The organism is Hymenobacter plasmatis, from assembly GCF_020711255.1.
Taxonomy (GTDB): domain Bacteria; phylum Bacteroidota; class Bacteroidia; order Cytophagales; family Hymenobacteraceae; genus Hymenobacter.
On the sequence record NZ_JAJFAW010000012.1, the window covers coordinates 44,785 to 61,885 of the forward strand.

Annotated in this window: 14 protein-coding genes; 4 read left to right on the top strand and 10 right to left on the bottom strand. The window is 58.4% G+C overall.

Translation table 11 applies throughout. The features are described from left to right. The first annotated feature begins 70 nt into the window (after positions 1-70). Entirely contained in the window at positions 71-1,444 is a 1,374-nt protein-coding gene (locus LJ738_RS10500) for a M20/M25/M40 family metallo-hydrolase (protein ID WP_227786276.1), read from the top strand. A 36-nt stretch (positions 1,445-1,480) separates the two neighbouring features. Here LJ738_RS10500 and LJ738_RS10505 read toward each other — a convergent pair whose 3' ends face one another. From LJ738_RS10505 to LJ738_RS10515, 3 genes are read right to left on the bottom strand one after another with little or no spacing between them, the layout of a single operon-like run. Further along, positions 1,481-2,833 carry a leucine-rich repeat-containing protein kinase family protein gene (locus LJ738_RS10505; protein WP_227786277.1) on the bottom strand — a complete coding sequence of 451 codons (1,353 nt, stop codon included), beginning with the start codon at positions 2,831-2,833 and terminating at the stop codon, positions 1,481-1,483. 57 nt (positions 2,834-2,890) lie between these two features. Then, positions 2,891-6,325 carry a UvrD-helicase domain-containing protein gene (locus LJ738_RS10510; RefSeq protein WP_227786278.1) on the bottom strand — a complete coding sequence of 1,145 codons (3,435 nt, stop codon included), beginning with the start codon at positions 6,323-6,325 and terminating at the stop codon, positions 2,891-2,893. A gap of 53 nt (positions 6,326-6,378) precedes the next feature. After that, entirely contained in the window at positions 6,379-6,795 is a 417-nt protein-coding gene (locus LJ738_RS10515; protein ID WP_227786279.1) for an acyl-CoA thioesterase, read from the bottom strand. A 156-nt stretch (positions 6,796-6,951) separates the two neighbouring features. Here LJ738_RS10515 and LJ738_RS10520 point away from each other — a divergent pair, with 156 nt between their 5' ends. Beyond that, the gene (locus tag LJ738_RS10520; RefSeq protein ID WP_035564390.1) at positions 6,952-7,146 is read left to right on the top strand and encodes a cold-shock protein; all 195 of its coding nucleotides are present in this window, start codon (positions 6,952-6,954) and stop codon (positions 7,144-7,146) included. Between the two features lie 430 nt (positions 7,147-7,576). Next, entirely contained in the window at positions 7,577-9,595 is a 2,019-nt protein-coding gene (locus tag LJ738_RS10525; protein WP_227786280.1) for a DEAD/DEAH box helicase, read from the top strand. Positions 9,596-9,727: 132 nt separating this feature from the next. On the opposite strand, the gene LJ738_RS10530 is transcribed toward LJ738_RS10525, so the two are convergent. From LJ738_RS10530 to LJ738_RS10540, 3 genes are all read right to left on the bottom strand, one after another. Continuing rightward, positions 9,728-10,174 carry a PA2169 family four-helix-bundle protein gene (locus LJ738_RS10530; RefSeq protein ID WP_227786281.1) on the bottom strand — a complete coding sequence of 149 codons (447 nt, stop codon included), beginning with the start codon at positions 10,172-10,174 and terminating at the stop codon, positions 9,728-9,730. A gap of 138 nt (positions 10,175-10,312) precedes the next feature. Further along, entirely contained in the window at positions 10,313-11,587 is a 1,275-nt protein-coding gene (locus LJ738_RS10535; RefSeq protein ID WP_227786282.1) for a BaiN/RdsA family NAD(P)/FAD-dependent oxidoreductase, read from the bottom strand. Between the two features lie 41 nt (positions 11,588-11,628). Continuing rightward, positions 11,629-12,480: an NAD(P)H-binding protein gene (locus LJ738_RS10540; protein WP_227786283.1), complete on the bottom strand. Its 852-nt coding sequence runs from the start codon at positions 12,478-12,480 to the stop codon at positions 11,629-11,631. A gap of 210 nt (positions 12,481-12,690) precedes the next feature. Between LJ738_RS10540 and LJ738_RS10545 the strand changes: the two genes are divergently transcribed. After that, on the top strand, positions 12,691-13,563 hold the full coding sequence (locus tag LJ738_RS10545; protein ID WP_227786284.1) for an SDR family oxidoreductase: 873 nt from the start codon (positions 12,691-12,693) through the stop codon (positions 13,561-13,563). 176 nt (positions 13,564-13,739) lie between these two features. Here the strand turns inward: LJ738_RS10545 and LJ738_RS10550 are convergent, their stop codons facing one another. The 4 genes from LJ738_RS10550 to LJ738_RS10565 form a co-directional block, all read right to left on the bottom strand. Next, complete coding sequence (locus tag LJ738_RS10550; protein WP_227786285.1) at positions 13,740-14,612, bottom strand: DUF1571 domain-containing protein; 873 nt, start codon at positions 14,610-14,612, stop codon at positions 13,740-13,742. Positions 14,613-14,662: 50 nt separating this feature from the next. Continuing rightward, positions 14,663-14,962, bottom strand: coding sequence for a hypothetical protein (locus LJ738_RS10555; protein WP_227786286.1), 300 nt, complete (start codon positions 14,960-14,962; stop codon positions 14,663-14,665). Between the two features lie 321 nt (positions 14,963-15,283). Further along, positions 15,284-15,808 (bottom strand): YkvA family protein, encoded by a 525-nt coding sequence (locus LJ738_RS21595; RefSeq protein WP_410779913.1) that lies wholly within the window; start codon positions 15,806-15,808, stop codon positions 15,284-15,286. Positions 15,809-15,897: 89 nt separating this feature from the next. Next, positions 15,898-17,088: an ATP-grasp domain-containing protein gene (locus tag LJ738_RS10565; RefSeq protein WP_227786287.1), complete on the bottom strand. Its 1,191-nt coding sequence runs from the start codon at positions 17,086-17,088 to the stop codon at positions 15,898-15,900. Between the last annotated feature and the right edge of the window lie 13 nt (positions 17,089-17,101).

Here is a 17,101-nt window from a genome sequence, read left to right on the forward strand (position 1 = left end):
AGGTTACTGCGCCAAACATAAAATCTTAAGTTGATTCTTGAAAAGGGGCACTACCCTTCAATTCGTTTAAATGAAAGCACACCTGCTCACTTTAGCGCTCGCGCTCACGGCTCTCACTGCCCCAGCCCAACGGCGCAAAGCCCCAAAAGCTGCCCCTGCGACTCCGCTGGTTTCGGCGGTCACGGTAGGGCGCGTGCTCACCACCCTGGCCGGCGATGCCATGCAGGGCCGCGGCACCGGCCAGCCGGGAGGGCTGAAGGCAGCTCAATTTCTGGCGGGCGAATTCCAGCGCATTGGGCTGCTGCCGCTGCCCGGTGCTACGGGATTCGAGCAGGTGTTTCCGGTATATAGTTCGCGGGTGGCCGGGCTGAGCGCGACGCTGAATGGGGCCGCCATCCCGGCTGACAAGCTGCTGCTTGTCAGCAACCAGCCCACAGTGGAGTGGACCCAGCAAACCCCTGACTTGGAGGTGCTCACCATTACGACCAACGGCGATTTTGGGCAGGTGTTGAGCAAAATCCGGCGGCCCAGCCAGAACTTACTGGTGCTGCTAGACCCCATTCACAGCGCCGATTTTAAGAAGCTGGTGGATAGCCGGCGGCAAGTGCGGTTTCGGGCTACGGAGGCCGGCAGCCCGTATTCCTGCGTGGTGCTCGTTACGCCCACAGCGCCGAGCCTGGCCAACAACGCCAGGGCCAAGAGCATCACGTTTGAGGTGAAGGGCAAGACCGAGCAGGTGGTTACCGAGCTGCGCAATGTGGTGGGCATGCTGCCTGGACGCGACACGGCGCGGGCCAAAGAAAAAGTGGTGTTTTCGGGCCATTACGACCACCTGGGCATCATCAAGCCCTCCGCCGCTGGCGATTCCATTGCCAACGGGGCAGACGACGACGCCAGCGGGACCACCGCGGTAGTAGCGCTGGCGGAATATTTCAAGCTGAAAAACGACAACGCCCGGCCGCTCATTTTCACGGCGTTTGCGGCCGAGGAAGTTGGAGGGTTTGGGGCCCGCTACTTCTCCCAGCAGCTTGCCCCGCAGCAGGTGGTGGCCATGTTCAACATCGAGATGATTGGCAAAGAAGCCAAGTTTGGGCCCAACACTGCATTCATAACGGGGTTCGATAAATCAGACTTTGGCAAATTGCTGCAAGCCAACCTGACGGGCAGCAAGTTTCGCTTCGAGCCCGACCCATACCCCGAGCAAAATCTGTTTTACCGCTCCGACAACGCCACCCTGGCCAAGCTCGGCGTGCCGGCCCACACCATCAGCAGCGACCAGATTCCCGACGACAAGCTGTACCATTCGGTTGACGACGAGGTGGAAAGCCTGAACCTGCCCAACATGACGGCCATCATCCAGGCCATTGCGCAAAGCGCGAGCGGCATCGTGGCCGGCCGGCAAACGCCCACCCGCATTGCGCCCGAGCCTGCCGCCAGCAAGTAGCGCGCAACAGCGAAGGGTATTTAGCTCAACAGGCTGCTACCGGCTGAGGATTTGGGCGGCCGCCTTTTGCACTTGCAAGAGCGAGCGGTGAATTTCTCTGAATACGGGCCGGGCAGCCACGGTGGGCTGCACGCATTGCCGCTGCAGGTTCCAGAGTGCCTCAAATGGCTCCGGCGTGGCCTCCGCAACCGCGCAACGCTCCAGTAGTTCTTCCAGCAGACACCCAAAGGCCCGCGCTTCCAACTGCTGCAGGCTGCGGGATGTTTCGGGCTCATCATGTGAGAAAAAGCAAGCCGCGCCAAAATCGCCCAACAGCGCGTCACCCGTGTCGGTGGTCAGAATGTTGTGCGCATACAAGTCACCGTGCAAAATTCCGTTGGCGTGGAGCTGAGAAGTGGCGGCGGCTATTCCGGTGGCTAGGCGCAGGGCAGCTTCCTGGGTGAAAGAAGTGCCGGCTGCATACACGTCCCGCGTGCAGGAGGCCAGGCTGGGCGGGCCCGCCAGGTTCTGAAAATCCGGGCTAATCAGCTCAAGCACCAGCCCTTCTGCATTGGCCGGGTGTTGAGCTACCTTGCCTTCCACGGCAATCAGGTTGGGGTGCGCGCCTGCGCTGATGCAGGCCGCCATTTCACTGTGCGGCAGCCCGTCGCTGGTAAGGGCACCCTTGAACAGCTTGACGGCCACATTCGCCGCGGGCGCACCCGCTTTCTGCCACTGCGCTTGGTAAATCACGCCTGATGCGCCTTCGCCTAGTTGCTGCTCGATGGCCAGTTCCGCCCAATCGATGGTGCCTATGGGGTGTTGGGCCACGGCTGCGGTTTCGGCTCGTTCGCAAAATGGGTTGCCGGCGTAAGCCAGCCACGCGAGCCGTGGCATATCGAGCAGCCAGGCGGGCAGGGCCGTGAGCTGATTGGCCGCAATGCGCAGCAACTCCAGTAATGTGCAGCGGCTTAGGCTCTCGGGCAGCTCCCGTAGCTGATTGCCGGCCAGCATCAGCTTTTGCAACTGCGGGCAATTGCCGATTTCATCGGGTAACTCGTTGAGCTGGTTGTCGGTGAGAATGAGCCAACGTAGAGCCGGGGTGAGTGCTTCCGCTGGCAGGGTGTGAATCTGGTTGGCCTTGAAGCCCACCATGCTCAGCTGCGGGCACTGCCCCAGCACCGCGGGCACGGTGGTGAAGCGGTTGTCGGAGCAGAACAGGACGCGCAGCTTGTGCAGGCGGCCCAGGTCATCCGGCAGTTCGGTCAGTGCGTTGCCCGAGAGATTCAGGACTTCAAGCGTGTCGGCCAGGTCAAATATCTCGCGGGGAAACTCGGTCAAGCCAGCGGCCAAATCGAGCCGCTGGATGCCGGCCAGCTTCCCGGCGCGCAGTTGTTCAAGGGTGTGCATGGGCCAAAGTTCGGCAGGGGCGGCCCAAGGTTCAGCTCAACCCCCGTTCCACCGCCCTCAAACCTCCACCACTTCCTCGGTGCCGAAGTAATAAATAATACCGCGCACCTCGGCGTAGCCCAATTGCTCGAACAGCGTGGCGTAATTGCGCAGCAGCCGCTTGTGTTTTTCCTGAGGCGGTGGCAGCCGGAAATCCAGCAGCGTGACGCGGCCCCCGGTGCGGTCTGACACTTCCAGGGAAGGCGCCAGCACCACGCGGTCGGGCTTGTAGTCGCGCAGGCGCACGCCACCCACTAGTATTTCCCGCTCGGTTTCCACGCTCAGGTGCGGGGCAAAGTAGGGGGCCAGGCGCGGGTCGCTCACCAGCTTTTCCAGACTCTCAACCAGGGCGGGCCGTTCGCGGGCGCCCAGGATGCCTTCGGCCACGAGCTGGCTCGCCACCCGGCCCACGTCGGCGGCTGTCAGCAGGCGGCGAAGGGCGTAGTGCAGCTTGCGGTTCCACTCACCCTGGGCTTGCTGCTCGTCAAAGTCAAACAGCGTGGTAGCGTGCCGGCGCAGCTTCAGGCGGTCTTCCCAGGGGGCGGCGGCCAGGTTGGTGAGGGTAAAAGTGGGAGCCGGTACGGCCGCCGCCTGCAGCACCGCCATCGACCCCTGCGACAGCACAAAGGATACCTGGTCTTCCTGCCACTCGCCGCGCGCCAGCAGGTAGCCGTGGAGCAAATCGGCCACGTTGCGAGCCGCCGTGCCGGGCACCGAGGGCCCGGCTTCGTCGCTCGATTTCGCTGTTTTCTTTTCCTCGGGCCGCTTGCTGATAACGTAGAGCCGGTGGCGCGGCCGCGTAAAGGCTACGTACAGCGTATTGAGCCCTTCCAGGAAGGTTTTTTCGCGTTCCTCGTCGTACTGCGCGGCCAGCGCCGTTTGCTGAATGCCTTTGCTGAGGCTGACCACCGCAACCTCAGGCATGCCTTCCAAGGGCTTTGACTCAGTTTCTAAATGCCCCCACAGTAAAGTGCCGCGGTGCGGCTCGAGGCTCCAGTCGGCAAAGGGCACAATGACTACGCCGTATGCCAGGCCCTTGGCCTTGTGCACCGTGGTAATGGTGATGGCCGCCCGCCCGCCCGGTGCGTTAATGCTGATGCGGCCTTTGCGCTCTTCCCAGTGAGTAAGGAAGTTGCCCAGGTTATTGCCAAACTTCAGGCTGTATTCCAGCGTCAAATCGAGGAAGCGAAACAGGTAGTCGCTCTCGCCGTTGCGGCCCAGCAGGCCAAACAAATTGAGCAGGCGCTCGGCCAGTTCGTAGAGGCCTAGGTTGCCGGTTTCGTCCTCCCGCACGTCGTAGCCCAAGGCCCGCAGCTCGTCAAAAAAGGGCTTGCCGTGCAGGGCGTTGGCAATTTCGGCAATGTGCCGGGCGCGGGCAGGGGTAGGAGCCAGGCCCCGCACTACCTTATCTACAAGCAGCAGCGTTTCGGCGCGGGCCAGGGTATCGGCGGGCTGGTGCAGCACCCGCAGGATGCTTACCAGCAGGTTCACTACCTCGGCAAATTCCAGGGCCAGCGAATCAGCCGAAATGATGGCGTAGCCCCGCTCTTTCAGGAACTTGGCAATGATTTTACTGGCGTACCGCGTGCGGCACAGCACGGCAATGTCGGCCAGGGCAAAGCCGTCGCGCAAAGCCTGCTCCACCAACTGCAGCGTGAGGTAGCAGGTGCTTTCGTCGTAGGTAAGCAGGGCTTCGGGCAGGTGGCCCGGCAGCGGCTCCTCGATATAGGCTCCCGCCGCGGCATCGAACCACCGGGCGGGCGCGTCTTTTTGGGTAAAGAGCAGCTCCACGTGCCCTTGCTGCGTGCCGGCGCGGGCCTCGGGCACTTGCTGGCCAAACGCATCATCGTAAATGCCGCCCACCAGGCCCAGGGCCGCGTGCCGGGTGCTTACCGCCTCGAAAAAAGCATTGTTGAAATCAACAATCTCTCGCGCCGAGCGGTAGTTCACCTGTAGTGCCTTGGCTTGCAGGGCGGGGTCGAGGGTTTCGTAGCGCAGCCGCAGCAGCTCGCGCATTTCCTCGTCGCGGGCCCGGGATACCAGCGCCGCGGTGTCGCCTTGGTGCAGGCGTAGAATCTGCTCCATCTCGCCGCCGCGCCACCGGTAAATGGCCTGCTTTGCATCGCCCACCGCCAGGCTGGAGTGCCCGTTGGCCAGCGTGTTTTCTACCAGCGGCAGCAGGTTGTTCCACTGCAGCACCGACGTATCCTGGAATTCGTCGATGAGAATGTGCTCGTACTTCTCGCCCAGCCGCTCGTACAAAAACGGCACCGGCTCGGTGAGTACAATGCTGGCAATGCGCCGGTTAAACTCCGAAATCAGCACCACGTTGCGTTCCTGGCTGATTTGCTCCACCAGCTTATTGAGCTCGCTCAGCAGGGAGGCATGAAACAAGTAGGGCTGCATGGCGGTCAGCAGGCCGTAGTTGGAAAGTTGAGCCAGACGGATTTCGGCCAAGGCCAGAAACGCGTCTTCCAGGGCCGGGCGCACGGCCTCAACGTCTTCCAGCCGCTTGTCGGTTTTGGCCTGGCCGCTGCTCCACTTGCCGCTTTCTACCACCTTGCGGGCCGTGGCCGTGGGCGTATCGCCGGCCTGGAGCCAGCGCAGCGGATTGGCAAAATGCGTGAAAATGCCGTTTTTTCCGCCGCTCAGGTGCGTGGGGTCGAGGCCCGCGGCTGTGATGGCCTCAGTGGCCTGCCGGCCAATTTCCAGTACCTGCGTTTCCAGCTCAGCGCGCCGCGTGCGCATCTGCTTGTCGAGCCGCCGGAAATCGGCGAGCGAAAGCTTGCCCAGTTGAGCTACGGCCTCCTGCACCGTCTCATTAAAGAGCACCTTGCCAAAGCCGGCCAGCTCCTCGGGCAGCCGACTCCAGCTTTTGCCCTCTTCGGCCTGGCCCAGCGCATATTCGGCCAGGGTTTGCGAAAGCAGCTTGCTGTTCGGGTCCCGGTTCACTTTATCGAGCAGCGCGGCCACGGCGCTTTGCAGCACACTATCCGTATCCAGCTCAACTTCGAAGGTGGCCGGCAAACCCAGCTCCCGCGTGAAGGCCGTCACGATGCGCTGCACAAACGAGTCAATTGTGCTCACCGCAAAGTCGGCGTAGTGGTAAAGCACCAGCCGGAACGTTTCGGCGGCGCGGCGCTGCACTTCCCGCTGCTGCTCCTCGGAGGTTTGGGCGTGGGGCGGCAGTTGCCCGCTGGCTGCCAGCTCCGCCGCCACTTCTACCAGCAGCCCGTCAGCCTTGCCGCTTTCCGGGTAGGCAAAACGCCGCAGCGCCCCCACAATCCGCTCCTTCATTTCCCCCGCCGCGTCGTTGGTAAAGGTGATGGCCAGAATGCGCTTGAAATAGGCCGGGTCGTCGGCGCCCAGCGCCAACAGCAGGTATTCTTTGGTGAGCTGGTACGTCTTGCCGGAGCCGGCAGAAGAAGAGTAGATGCGGAAGGAAGCAGACATAGGTAAGAAAGGGGCGCGGCGCCTGAAGCAGTCAGGCCAGCACCGTAGCGCAATTAAGAAATATCAGCAGTCAACCAATTCACCATCTCCGAAGTCACCCGCACCGGCCGGCCCGTCTTGGGGTCGAGCAGGGCCCAGGTGGTTTCGGCTTCGCACAGCAGCACACCGTCGCGGGCGCGGGTCAGGCGGGTGAAACGCTGCGAGGTGGCTCCGCTGGATTCGCCCACCCAGGTAGTGGCCCGCAGTATTTCGCCTGCCAAAGCTGGCCGCTTGTAGCGAATGCGGTGCTCGCGCACCACCCAGATAATGTCGTCGCGCTTCTCGGGCGGGCAGATGGCTTGCCAGTGCGCCTCGGCAATATCCTGCACCCAGCGCACGTATTCCACGTTGTTGGCGTGGCCCAGGGCGTCGATGGCACTGTTGGGTACTTCGAAATCGTGGGAGAAAGAATGAGCGGGTGCCTCGGCCATGGCTATTAAACAGGAGGGGAGCGGGCAAAGGTCGGCACCGGCTGAAAAAAATAGCTATGCACTTGGTGATTTGGAAATTGTGCCTATCTTTGACGCAACCTAAGAAACCAAGCCACGGTGGCCCAAAAGCTTAGGGAAACTCCACAACCAACCACCATGCCCACCGGAACGGTAAAATTCTTTAATGAGACCAAAGGCTTTGGTTTCATCAAAAACGACGAAACTGGCGAAGACATTTTCGTACACATCAGCGACCTGCAAGTAAGCTCGATCCGCGAAAACGACAAAGTTCAATTTGAAGTAGCTCAGGGCAAAAAAGGCCCGAACGCTGTTAAAGTATCGCTGGTTTAATCCTGCCTTAGCTTTGTATTAAGAAAGCCCGCCTTTGGTGGGCTTTTTTTTGTGCCCGGTGTGGCCGTAAGAACGAAAGCAAAAAGAACGTCATGCTGAGCGCAGCCGAAGCATCTCGCTCGCAACGTCCTCACGAATGGATTACTGCCACACGCGAGATGCTTCGGCTGCGCTCAGCATGACGGTTATCCGAACTCGAAAACCCATTTCGCCCATTGTCTAGCTAATCCAAAATAAAAACCCTACCTTTGCACCCGCATTTGAGGACGGCCCTAAGTCCGCGCAAGCCTGAGAGAGGCATAACGCATTGGCCGCATAGTTTTTTGGTTGTTTTTCCCGCCTGATTGTGACAAGGTAGAAGGAGGGGAAACGTCGCTGAGTACGGCTGTTTTCGGAGCGAGTCTCTTACCCCTTACCATTTTCCACATTCATGGAAGCTGAAAAAATTGTAGTTCGTTTTGACGAACTGAACCTCTCTGAGGAAGTACAACGCGCTATCACCGAGATGGGCTATGAAGAAGCATCGGCCATTCAGGCTGCTGCTATCCCCGTGCTCCTCGCTGGCAAAGACGTTATTGGCCAGGCCCAGACGGGTACCGGCAAAACCGCCGCCTTCTCGATTCCGGCTATCGATAACATCGATACCGAGAGCAAGGACGTGCAAGTACTGGTGCTCTGCCCCACCCGCGAACTCGCGGTGCAGGTTTCGGGCGAAATCCAGAAGCTGGGCAAATACAAGCGCGGTTTGATGGTAGTGCCGATTTACGGCGGCAGCCCCTACGACCGTCAGCTCCGCGCCCTGGAGCGTGGTGTACAGATTGTTATCGGTACTCCTGGCCGCATCATGGACCACATCGAGCGTGGCACCCTGAAGCTTGAAAACACGACTAAAATCATCCTCGATGAAGCCGACGAAATGCTCGACATGGGCTTCCGCGACGACATCGAGTTCATTCTGAGCAAGATGCCGAAGGAGCGCCAGACGGTGTTCTTTTCGGCCACGATGAGCAAGCCCATCATGGAGCTCACCAAGAAGTACCAGCGCGACCCGCAAGTAGTGAAGGTGAACCACCAGACGATGACGGTGACCAACATCGAGCAGAGCTACTTTGAGGTACGCGGCCCCCAGAAAAAGGACGTGCTGACGCGTATTCTCGACATGTACAACCTGAAGTCGACCATCGTATTCGCTAACACGAAGCGCATGGTAGACGAAATCGTGTCGGACCTACAAGCCAAGGGCTATTTTGCCGAAGGCCTGCACGGCGACATGGGCCAGCAGCAGCGCCAAAACACGCTGGATAAATTCCGCAAGTCGACCATCGAAGTACTGGTTGCTACCGACGTAGCCGCCCGTGGTATCGACGTAGACAACGTGGAAGCCGTATTTAACTACGACTTGCCCGCCGACGAAGAATACTACGTGCACCGCATCGGCCGCACGGGTCGCGCTGGCAAGTCGGGCAAAGCCTTCACGTTTGTGAGCGGCCGCGACATCTACAAGCTGCGCGACATCATGCGCTTCACCAAGGCCCAGATTAAACTGGAGCAGGTGCCGTCGTTTGCCGACGTATCGGAAGTGAAAACTACGCTGTTCCTGAATCAAATCAAGGAAATCGTGGAGAAGGGCAACCTCGAGAAATACGTGGGCCGCGTGCAGCGCCTGCTCGACCAAAGCGAAGAAATTACCTCGCTCGACATCGCTGCTGCCCTGCTGAAGATGACGATGAAGGAGGACAAGAGTGCTCAACAGAGCCTCGACGCCAGCAAGGCCGCCGGTACGGCGCGCGCCGGCTTCACCCGTCTGTTCGTTTCGATGGGCAAGAAAGACCGGATTCACCCCCGCGACATCGTGGACCTGATTTCGGAGTCTACCAACCTGACCGGTAGCAAAGTGGGCGACATCGCTCTCTACGACAAGTTCAGCTTCGTGGAAGTGCCGTCGGAGTTTGCCAACGAGATTGTGGAGAAACTAGGCCGCACCAGCATCCAGGGCACCCCAGTTAGCTTCAGCATCGCCACTCCGGTTCAGGAGGGCGCAGCTAAAGAAGAAGGCTTCAACCGGACCGGTGGTTCGGGTGGTCCCGGCGGCTTCGGCGGCGACCGCGAGCGTCGTCCCTTCAGCGGTGGCGAGCGCCGCGAGGGTGGCTACAAAGGCGGCAACCGCGGTGGCAGCAGCTACGGTGGTGGCGAGCGTCGCGAAGGCGGCTACGGCGGTGGTTACAAAGGCAACCGCGACGGTGGCGACCGCCCCAGCTACGGCAACAAGCCGGCGTACGGCAACCGCGAAGGCGGCAGCGGCTACGGCAACAAGCCCAGCTACGGTGGCAACAAGGGCAGCTACGGCGACAAGCCCAGCTATGGCAACAAGCCGAGCTACGGCGCTCCCCGCGAGTACGAAACCCCCCGTACGCCCCGTGCACCCCGCAACGAGAGCTTCGACGAATAGGCTAGCTAGTATGTAAGTGTACCTGGATTATCCAGCTTATGTGAGCAATCAGGTAAGATTATATTAGGTTAGAAAGCAAAAAAGCCGCTCAAATTGAGCGGCTTTTTTGTTGGGCTGAACAATCAGGCAAATTTATTTCGCCGTGTCCCGCAGGGTGCGGATGGTGTTGTGGGCTTCCTGCACGCCTTGGTATTGTTTTTCGATTACCGATTTCAGGGGAGTGGGCAGGTCCTGCGCTTTGAGGGCCGTCTGGTAAGCTTTGATGGCGTAGTCTTCGCCGCGCTCGCACTCATTTAGCACGGCTTTGTTGTCTTTGCTGGTCAGGGCCGATTTCAGGTCAATCCAAGCGCGGTGCACGGTGCCGGTTAACGAAGAGCTTTCGTCGGGCTTGAGGTCCAGTTTGAACATTTGGTCCTCGATTTCGGTGATGTAGCCGGCGCGCTGGGCCGCGTATTTTTTGAAGGTGTCTTTCAGTTTGGGGTCCTCAACGTCGGTCATGGCGTCGGCGTAGCCTTTCTGGCCATCTTTGAGGGTTTCAACCAATTCGTTGAGCAGGGCTTGGGTGGCTTTGGCTTCCATCGGAAAAGGGGAGTAGTTAAAAGTGAAGAATTACTATCTCCTTTACTGTCTGACCCTAAGGAAAGTTGCGGACAGGCCGTTAAGTATTAGCAGTGAGCTGTTTGTATTGGAAGAATTGGGCTGATTCGTCAACATTATCTAACACTGCTGATGGCCCGGTTTGCTCATGGCGCGCCCGGCCAGAAACCCCGTGGTCCAAGCCGCCTGGAAGTTGAAACCGCCGGTAATGCCGTCGACATCGAGCACTTCGCCGGCGAAATACAGCCCCGGAACCCGACGGCTTTCCATGGTTTTTAAGTCAACTTCTTCCAGCAAAATGCCCCCGCAGGTGACAAACTCTTCTTTGTAGGTAGTCTTGCCACGTACGGCTAGGGGGGTGCGCAGCAGTAGCTCCAGCAGGCGGTTTTGGGATTTGGCGGGCAGGTCACTCCACCGGATATCGGGAGCAATGCCGGCTTGCTCGAGGAGGTTGCGCCACAGCCGCTGCGGCAAGCCAAATTGCGGGTTGGCGGCCACAGTTTTCTTGCCGTTTTCCTGTCGGAACTGCTGCAGCCACGGCCGCAAGGTTTCTTCGGTAAAAGTGGGAATCCAGTTGATGAGGGCCGTGCCCACGTAGCCCAATTCGCTGAGGCGGCGGGCGCCCCAGGCTGAAAGCTTGAGCACCGCCGGGCCGCTCACGCCCCAGTGCGTGACGAGCAGCGGGCCTTCGTATTGCAGCTTTTCGCCAGCCAGCACCACACGGGCCTGGGGTACGCTCACGCCCATCAATTCATTCAACGGCGAGTTGGGCACGTTGAACGTGAATAGCGACGGCACCGGCTCGGCAATGGTGTGGCCCAAGGCGCGCAGCCAGTCGTAGTTGGCGCTTTTGGGGTTACCGCCGGTGGCAATGAGCAGTTGGCCGACCCGGAGGCTGGTCCCAAATTGGGCCGCCCTGCTGCCACTCAGCTTGAGCTGAAAACCACCCCCGGGCAATGGCTCAATTTCTTCGACCCCACAATTGGTAAGAATGCGGACGCCTGCCTGGCGGGCGGCCTGCTCCAGGGCTTGGGCAATGGTTTCACTGGAATCCGTGGTGGGAAACATCCGGCCGTCGGCTTCAGTCTTCAACTGCACGCCGCGCTTGGCAAACCAGGCGATGGTTTCTGGGACGCCAAACTGCTGGAAAGCCGCCTTGAGCTGTTTGTTGCCGCGCGGGTAGTGGGCCACCAGTTGGGCCGCAGTGTCGCAGGCGTGCGTCACGTTGCAGCGCCCGCCGCCCGAAACCCGAACCTTGCTGAGCAGCTTGCCCGTCTTTTCTAGCAGTATGACCTGGGCATTGGGGTTGGCCTCGGCACAGGCAATGGCGCCGAAAAAGCCGGCCGCGCCACCGCCCAGCACGGCCACGAGGGGTTGGGCTGCATCGTTGTTCACGGGACAAAGGTACGGCGCCCGCCGAGGCGATTGGGGCGGGTTTAGCAGTGGGCGAGGGCATTGAGCACGTCGTCGTGCTGAAACTGGTAGGGCAGCAGGCTGCGCACCAAGCTGCTGTCGATGGTTTTACCGCTCGGGCCTGTTTCGTCCTTAAAGGTGGGCGATTCCAGCTTGAGGTACTGGGCTGCGGCAGGGTAAAAGTCGCGCCGCAGCGGGTGCTGGGCCGAGCACACGTTTAAGGTGTGGCCCCATACGCCGTGCTTGATAATACCCGACAAGACCCCCACCGCATCGGTCAGGTGCACCAAGTTGACGGGCGCATTGCCCTGGGCCAGGTCCCGGCGGCCGGCCAGGAAGCGACCCGGGGAACGGTCGGGCCCAATTAGACCGCCCAGCCGGACCACAGTGCTCTTCCACTGGCCATAGCGCGGCACAAAATGGCCCTCTGCCCGCAACACGTCGGACGCCGCATCGCGGGTGCTCAAGGCATCGGTCTCGTGCATCACGCGGGGCTCGTCGGGGTACACGCTCGTGGAACTTACAAATATTACGTGCTTGGTGCCAGCGGCAGCCACCGCTCGGTGCACGGGCCGCAAGAGGGTCGGGTAGGCTCCGGCGGCGGAGGCCCTGGGCGGCACGTTCAGCACCAGCACATCGGCCGATTGCAGGAGGCGGTGAAGCAGCTTTTCGGCCGGAGCGTCAAAATCGGCCCCCAGCCGAAGCAGGTGCGCCTCAATGCCCGCCGCTTCCATGATGGGCAGTTGCTCGGGGGTGGTGGTGGTGCCGAGTACTCTGTGCCCCGCTGCCACCAGCGCGCGCGCCAGGGCCATGCCCAGCCAGCCGCAGCCCATTACCAATACCGTTTGGGGTTCCGCTCCCAAATCTGCGCCCATAGAGCTTCTGGAACTGGAACTATTCATGTAAAATTATTGCGTTTCTCTGGTACTGAGTGCGAAGTTGCGAAAAAAATACGTAGTACTTTATACCGTAACCAAAATATGTGGCGGTGGTTTCAAGCCTGATTGGTTAAGATTCGCATCTGTAGGCTTGTACCTTCGGGCCTCGATTAAATCCGCAATTCCCACCTTCATCACTGCTTTCGCATGACCACACCCTACACCCAGCCCATGTTGCGCGACAACGCCCTGGCCGGAAAAACCATCATTGTAACCGGCGGCGGTACTGGCTTGGGCCGGGCCATGACCACCTATTTCCTACAGCTTGGAGCAAACGTCACCATTACCAGCCGCAAGCTGGATGTGCTGGAAAAAACCGCTGGCGAGCTACGCGAGCGAACCGGTGGAAAAGTGTTGGCCATTGCCTGCGACGTGCGTAAGTACGACGAGGTGGAAGCCATGCTGGAACGCACCATTCAGGAGTTTGGGGGCGTGGACGTGCTGCTGAACAATGCCGCCGGCAATTTCATCAGCCCCACGGAGCGCCTGTCTCACAAGGCGTTCGATGTGATTGTGGACATTGTGCTGCGGGGTTCCTACAACTGCACGCTGGCCGTGGGCAAGCGCTGGATTGCCGATAAAAAACCCGGCACCATCCTCAACATTGTCACCACCTATGCCTCCGTGGGCTCGGCTTATGTAGTACCATCGGCCGCTGCTAAAGCGGGTGTGCTGGCCATTACACGCTCTTTGGCGGTGGAATGGGCGAAGTACGGCATTCGATCGAATGCCATTGCTCCCGGCCCTTTCCCCACCGAAGGCGCGTGGAGCCGGCTCTTCCCCGAGCCGCTGGCCAGCAAGCTAGACCCTGCTGCCAGCGTACCGCTCAAGCGCGTGGGCCAGTACCAGGAGTTGGCCAACCTGGCGGCATACTTGGTTTCGGACTTTTCATCATATGTCAACGGGGAGGTTGTGACCATCGACGGCGGCGAATGGCTCAACGGCGCCGGCGAATTCAACAAGCTGGAAATGCTAACCCCGGATATGTGGGACCAGATAGAGAAAACAATGCGCCGCTAAATCATTGTTTTTCTAATTCGAATAGATTTTGTAAACGATTATAATTAAAATAAAAAGGCCGCTTTTCAAAGCGGCCTTTTTATTTGCAAATAATTAATTAGCTCAATAAAAACTATACTTGTAATAATTCTGAATCGTCTGGAGAATCTCTCTGCTTCAATTTGAAAAATCAGGGATTATAATTTGTAGCCATTATAATCCCTGGTAAATTCTTGCGCAGGAATAGGCTGATTGGCAATAACGTCGAGGAATTCGAATTTCTCATAAAGTCCCTTGTCGTCGTCTACTTGCACCATGATGGGTAGGTAGGTTTTGGGGTCAATGCACACGGTGGTGCGGCGGCCGTAGGCGTTGGGCACTTGCAGCACTTTGCCCTCGGGTATTTTCTCGCCAATGGTCAGGTTGTTGCGCTCAAAAACACGGTATTCACCACAGCCGAATCGTTCGGCTACGGTAGAAATGGTTTCGTTTTTACCCGCCCGATAGTTCACGTAGCGGAACTGCGGGTAAACCGAGCGCAACACGTAGGCCGGCCGGCCCAGCAGTACGGTATCACCGGTGTAGCGGAAAGAGCGGCTAAAGGAATTGTCCTGCCGCAGCCCCGTGGTGCGCAGCAGGTCGGAGATAGTGCCGAAGCCAGCCTGCAATGCCGTGTGGTGCTGGTTGCCACGCATGAGCTTGCCATTGGGGTCCAGGCTGAGCGTGACATAGGGGAAGCTGGCGGGATATACCCAGGCATCGCCGCCGTTTTGGCCGGCCACCCACAGTACTTCAACACCTTTTTGATTTTTGATGTAAATGCGGAGGGGCTTGTAGCTTATTTTCATAATGCTACGGGCCTGATTGATGCTGTTGCCAATCCGCTCTTGTGCCTTTACGGTGCAGCGCAAGTACTTTAGGTTTTCGATGGCCGCGCTCATCCGCGTGGTGAGCTGTTCGGTGGTAAGGGACGTTGGTTGGGCTGGAGCTGCGGCCGCTAATAGGGCCAGCGCGCCAAGGGGCCAAATATTTCGGAATCGAGGAAGGAACGAGGTGAGCAATGCTACCATAAATGGAACAGGAGTGGCCGGCCTAATGGGAAAAGCCGGCTAAAAAGCAATTAATTGAGACTAATGTGGGGGAAGCGCGAATAAGCGCTGTCAAAGATGAACAGCTCATCAATTTCCACGCCATGTAGGTAGGGGTAAAGCGGAAATTGTTCGACCACAGCTTGCACTGCCACGGCGTTGTCGGCGTTTATCGTTACCCAGCCCCGGCTACGGTCGCTGCTGATGGCGTACACTTCAATCACCTTGTCATTGAGCAAGCGGTTGATGAAAGCACGATGGCTTGGGATAAGGGAAATGAATTCCTCATCGAAATCGTCGGGTAGGCGCAGAGAAACAACGAAAGTAGGCATAAATGCAGGCGGCTAAAGCTGGCAATTTAACGCCGGCCGTAACCCGAAAGTTGGGGAGGAAGGACGGAGGATAAATTTCAGCCGATGTCCTCCAGGACCAGGATAAATTATCGCAACAGCGTTTTTAGGAAAACCACGCGACTGTTTTAATTGCGATTCCGCTTTAATAGTAAGCCTTTGTAATACTTACTCCGGAGCTAATCAATAAGGTTAGTTTGCGAGGCAGCTAAGCGCATAGCCCAACTAAAACAAAAGCTCCGAACAACGTCGGAGCTTTTGTTTCGGTAGTGTTTTATTGGGCTGGCTAGTAGTAGTCGACGCTTAAGAATGGCCGAGTTCGGCAACACTCGGCTGTGAGACGTCGCCCAAAGCAGGCATTGCCGCGGCATCTGGGGCGCCCGCGGTTCCGTGGGTGCTGGCGGCCTGGCCCCGGCCAGTGGTTTCCCATTCTCTGAACCGGGTGATTTCGCCGTGAAACTTGCCAACGAACCAGCTTACCAGGCTTAGGTCGTCGAGGAAGCCGAGCACCGGAATGAAGTCCGGAACCAAGTCAATGGGGGAAAGCACGTAAAGTAGTACCGCTAAACCCGATACGATGGTACCGGTGGAAATTTCGCGGTATTCGCCGCTTATGTAGCTGCGCACCATGCGAACCAAAGTCAGCCCAACTTCAAATAGCTGGCGAAATTTATGCGTCTTACTTTCTTTATCGGCCAGCTTATCGGCGGCTTCGTTTAGTACCGTGACAACTTTAAAAGGCTTGCCCAGTAATTTGGCGGCCCGCCCTACAAAGACGTTAAAGAGGACATTCTTAGAGATTTTGAGACCGTTATCAGCGAGTGACATGGATTGCGAGTGAAGGGTGATTGGCCCTGCTTTACGCGCAACTATTCCCGTGCGTTGCTGAGGCTCACTGCAAACCCGCGTTTTACTGTTTAGCACTCAAACATGGGCGTGGTGCCGCCCACCCAATCTTTGTCCTTGTTGAAATCCACGCCAATCATGGCGCCCCGGCTCAACCGGCTCAAGCCCGTGAGCAGCTGTGGGCGGGCTTCGCCGGCCGGCCAGATGTAAAGCAGGCGAATCTCGCACTTGACCAAGCCATCGGGCGATTGCACCACCGGCTCGTAGCTGACTTTGCGCTGCAATAAATAGTTCTGCTTGTCAGGCAAAGCATCCAGGTCGGCGGCCGTAACGTCCAGGCGTACACCCGCTCCTGCAAACGAGAACAAAGGTTTTAGCACGTAATTCTCCAGGTCGGCCGGGTACTCGGTGAGTTCGTGCAAAAAATAGCTCGGCGGCACAAAAGGCCCGTGCAAAAGCGGCAGCGTGTATTTGCTGATGCGGAAAAACCAATTTGGATGGCCGACCCAGGTTACGTCAACGTCTTCGGTCAAATTAAAAGACAAATTGAGCTCCGGATAGCGCTCCAATTCATCAAAAATAATTCGATTGTAAATCCGCTTTATTTGAATTTGGCGACCGTCTCTTTCATAAAACAAATTCCGCCCTTTGCGCTGAATTTTGGTTAGGCAAACGGCCTCAACACCCCAGAATTTCTTTGATAACGCGAAATCAATTCGGGTTTTTTGCTTCTCCGGAAATAGCTCTAATAAAATAACTTGTTCCGCAGGTTGGTCGCCCAAAATAAATTCGCGCATCCGCTCCTGGTACGTGTCAAAATCAGGAACTCCCAGAAAGGGATTGACCGAATCGGCAATTGGGTAATGACTACGGAAAACCGAAGGCAGCCAGGACTGAAACGCATAAAGCGAAGGGAAGCCCTGCATTTCAATCAGCTGAGGTTCCAGTTCGCCGTTGGCGTTGCGGCACACAGCGAAGTCAAACGTCAGGAATTCGGGCCATGCGTCTTCATTGGGCACGCGCTGATGCGCCGGAATGGCCCCTTCCGTTAATTCCTTGAAATTGGGCTGCTCAATTACCTGTATGATGCTTTCGCCGGCCGCAATTAGCTTGTCGCGCAACCCGGCCGGCACAAATACCGGCGTTTCGGCTACCCGGAAGTCGAGTTGGCCGGGCAGCTGGCTGTCTATGTCAGCGAGCATTTCTTGATAGCGGGCCGGGCTGAAAGCGGCGTTGAAAGTCTGGCGGTGTTCCGGAATCATAGAGCGAGGCTAA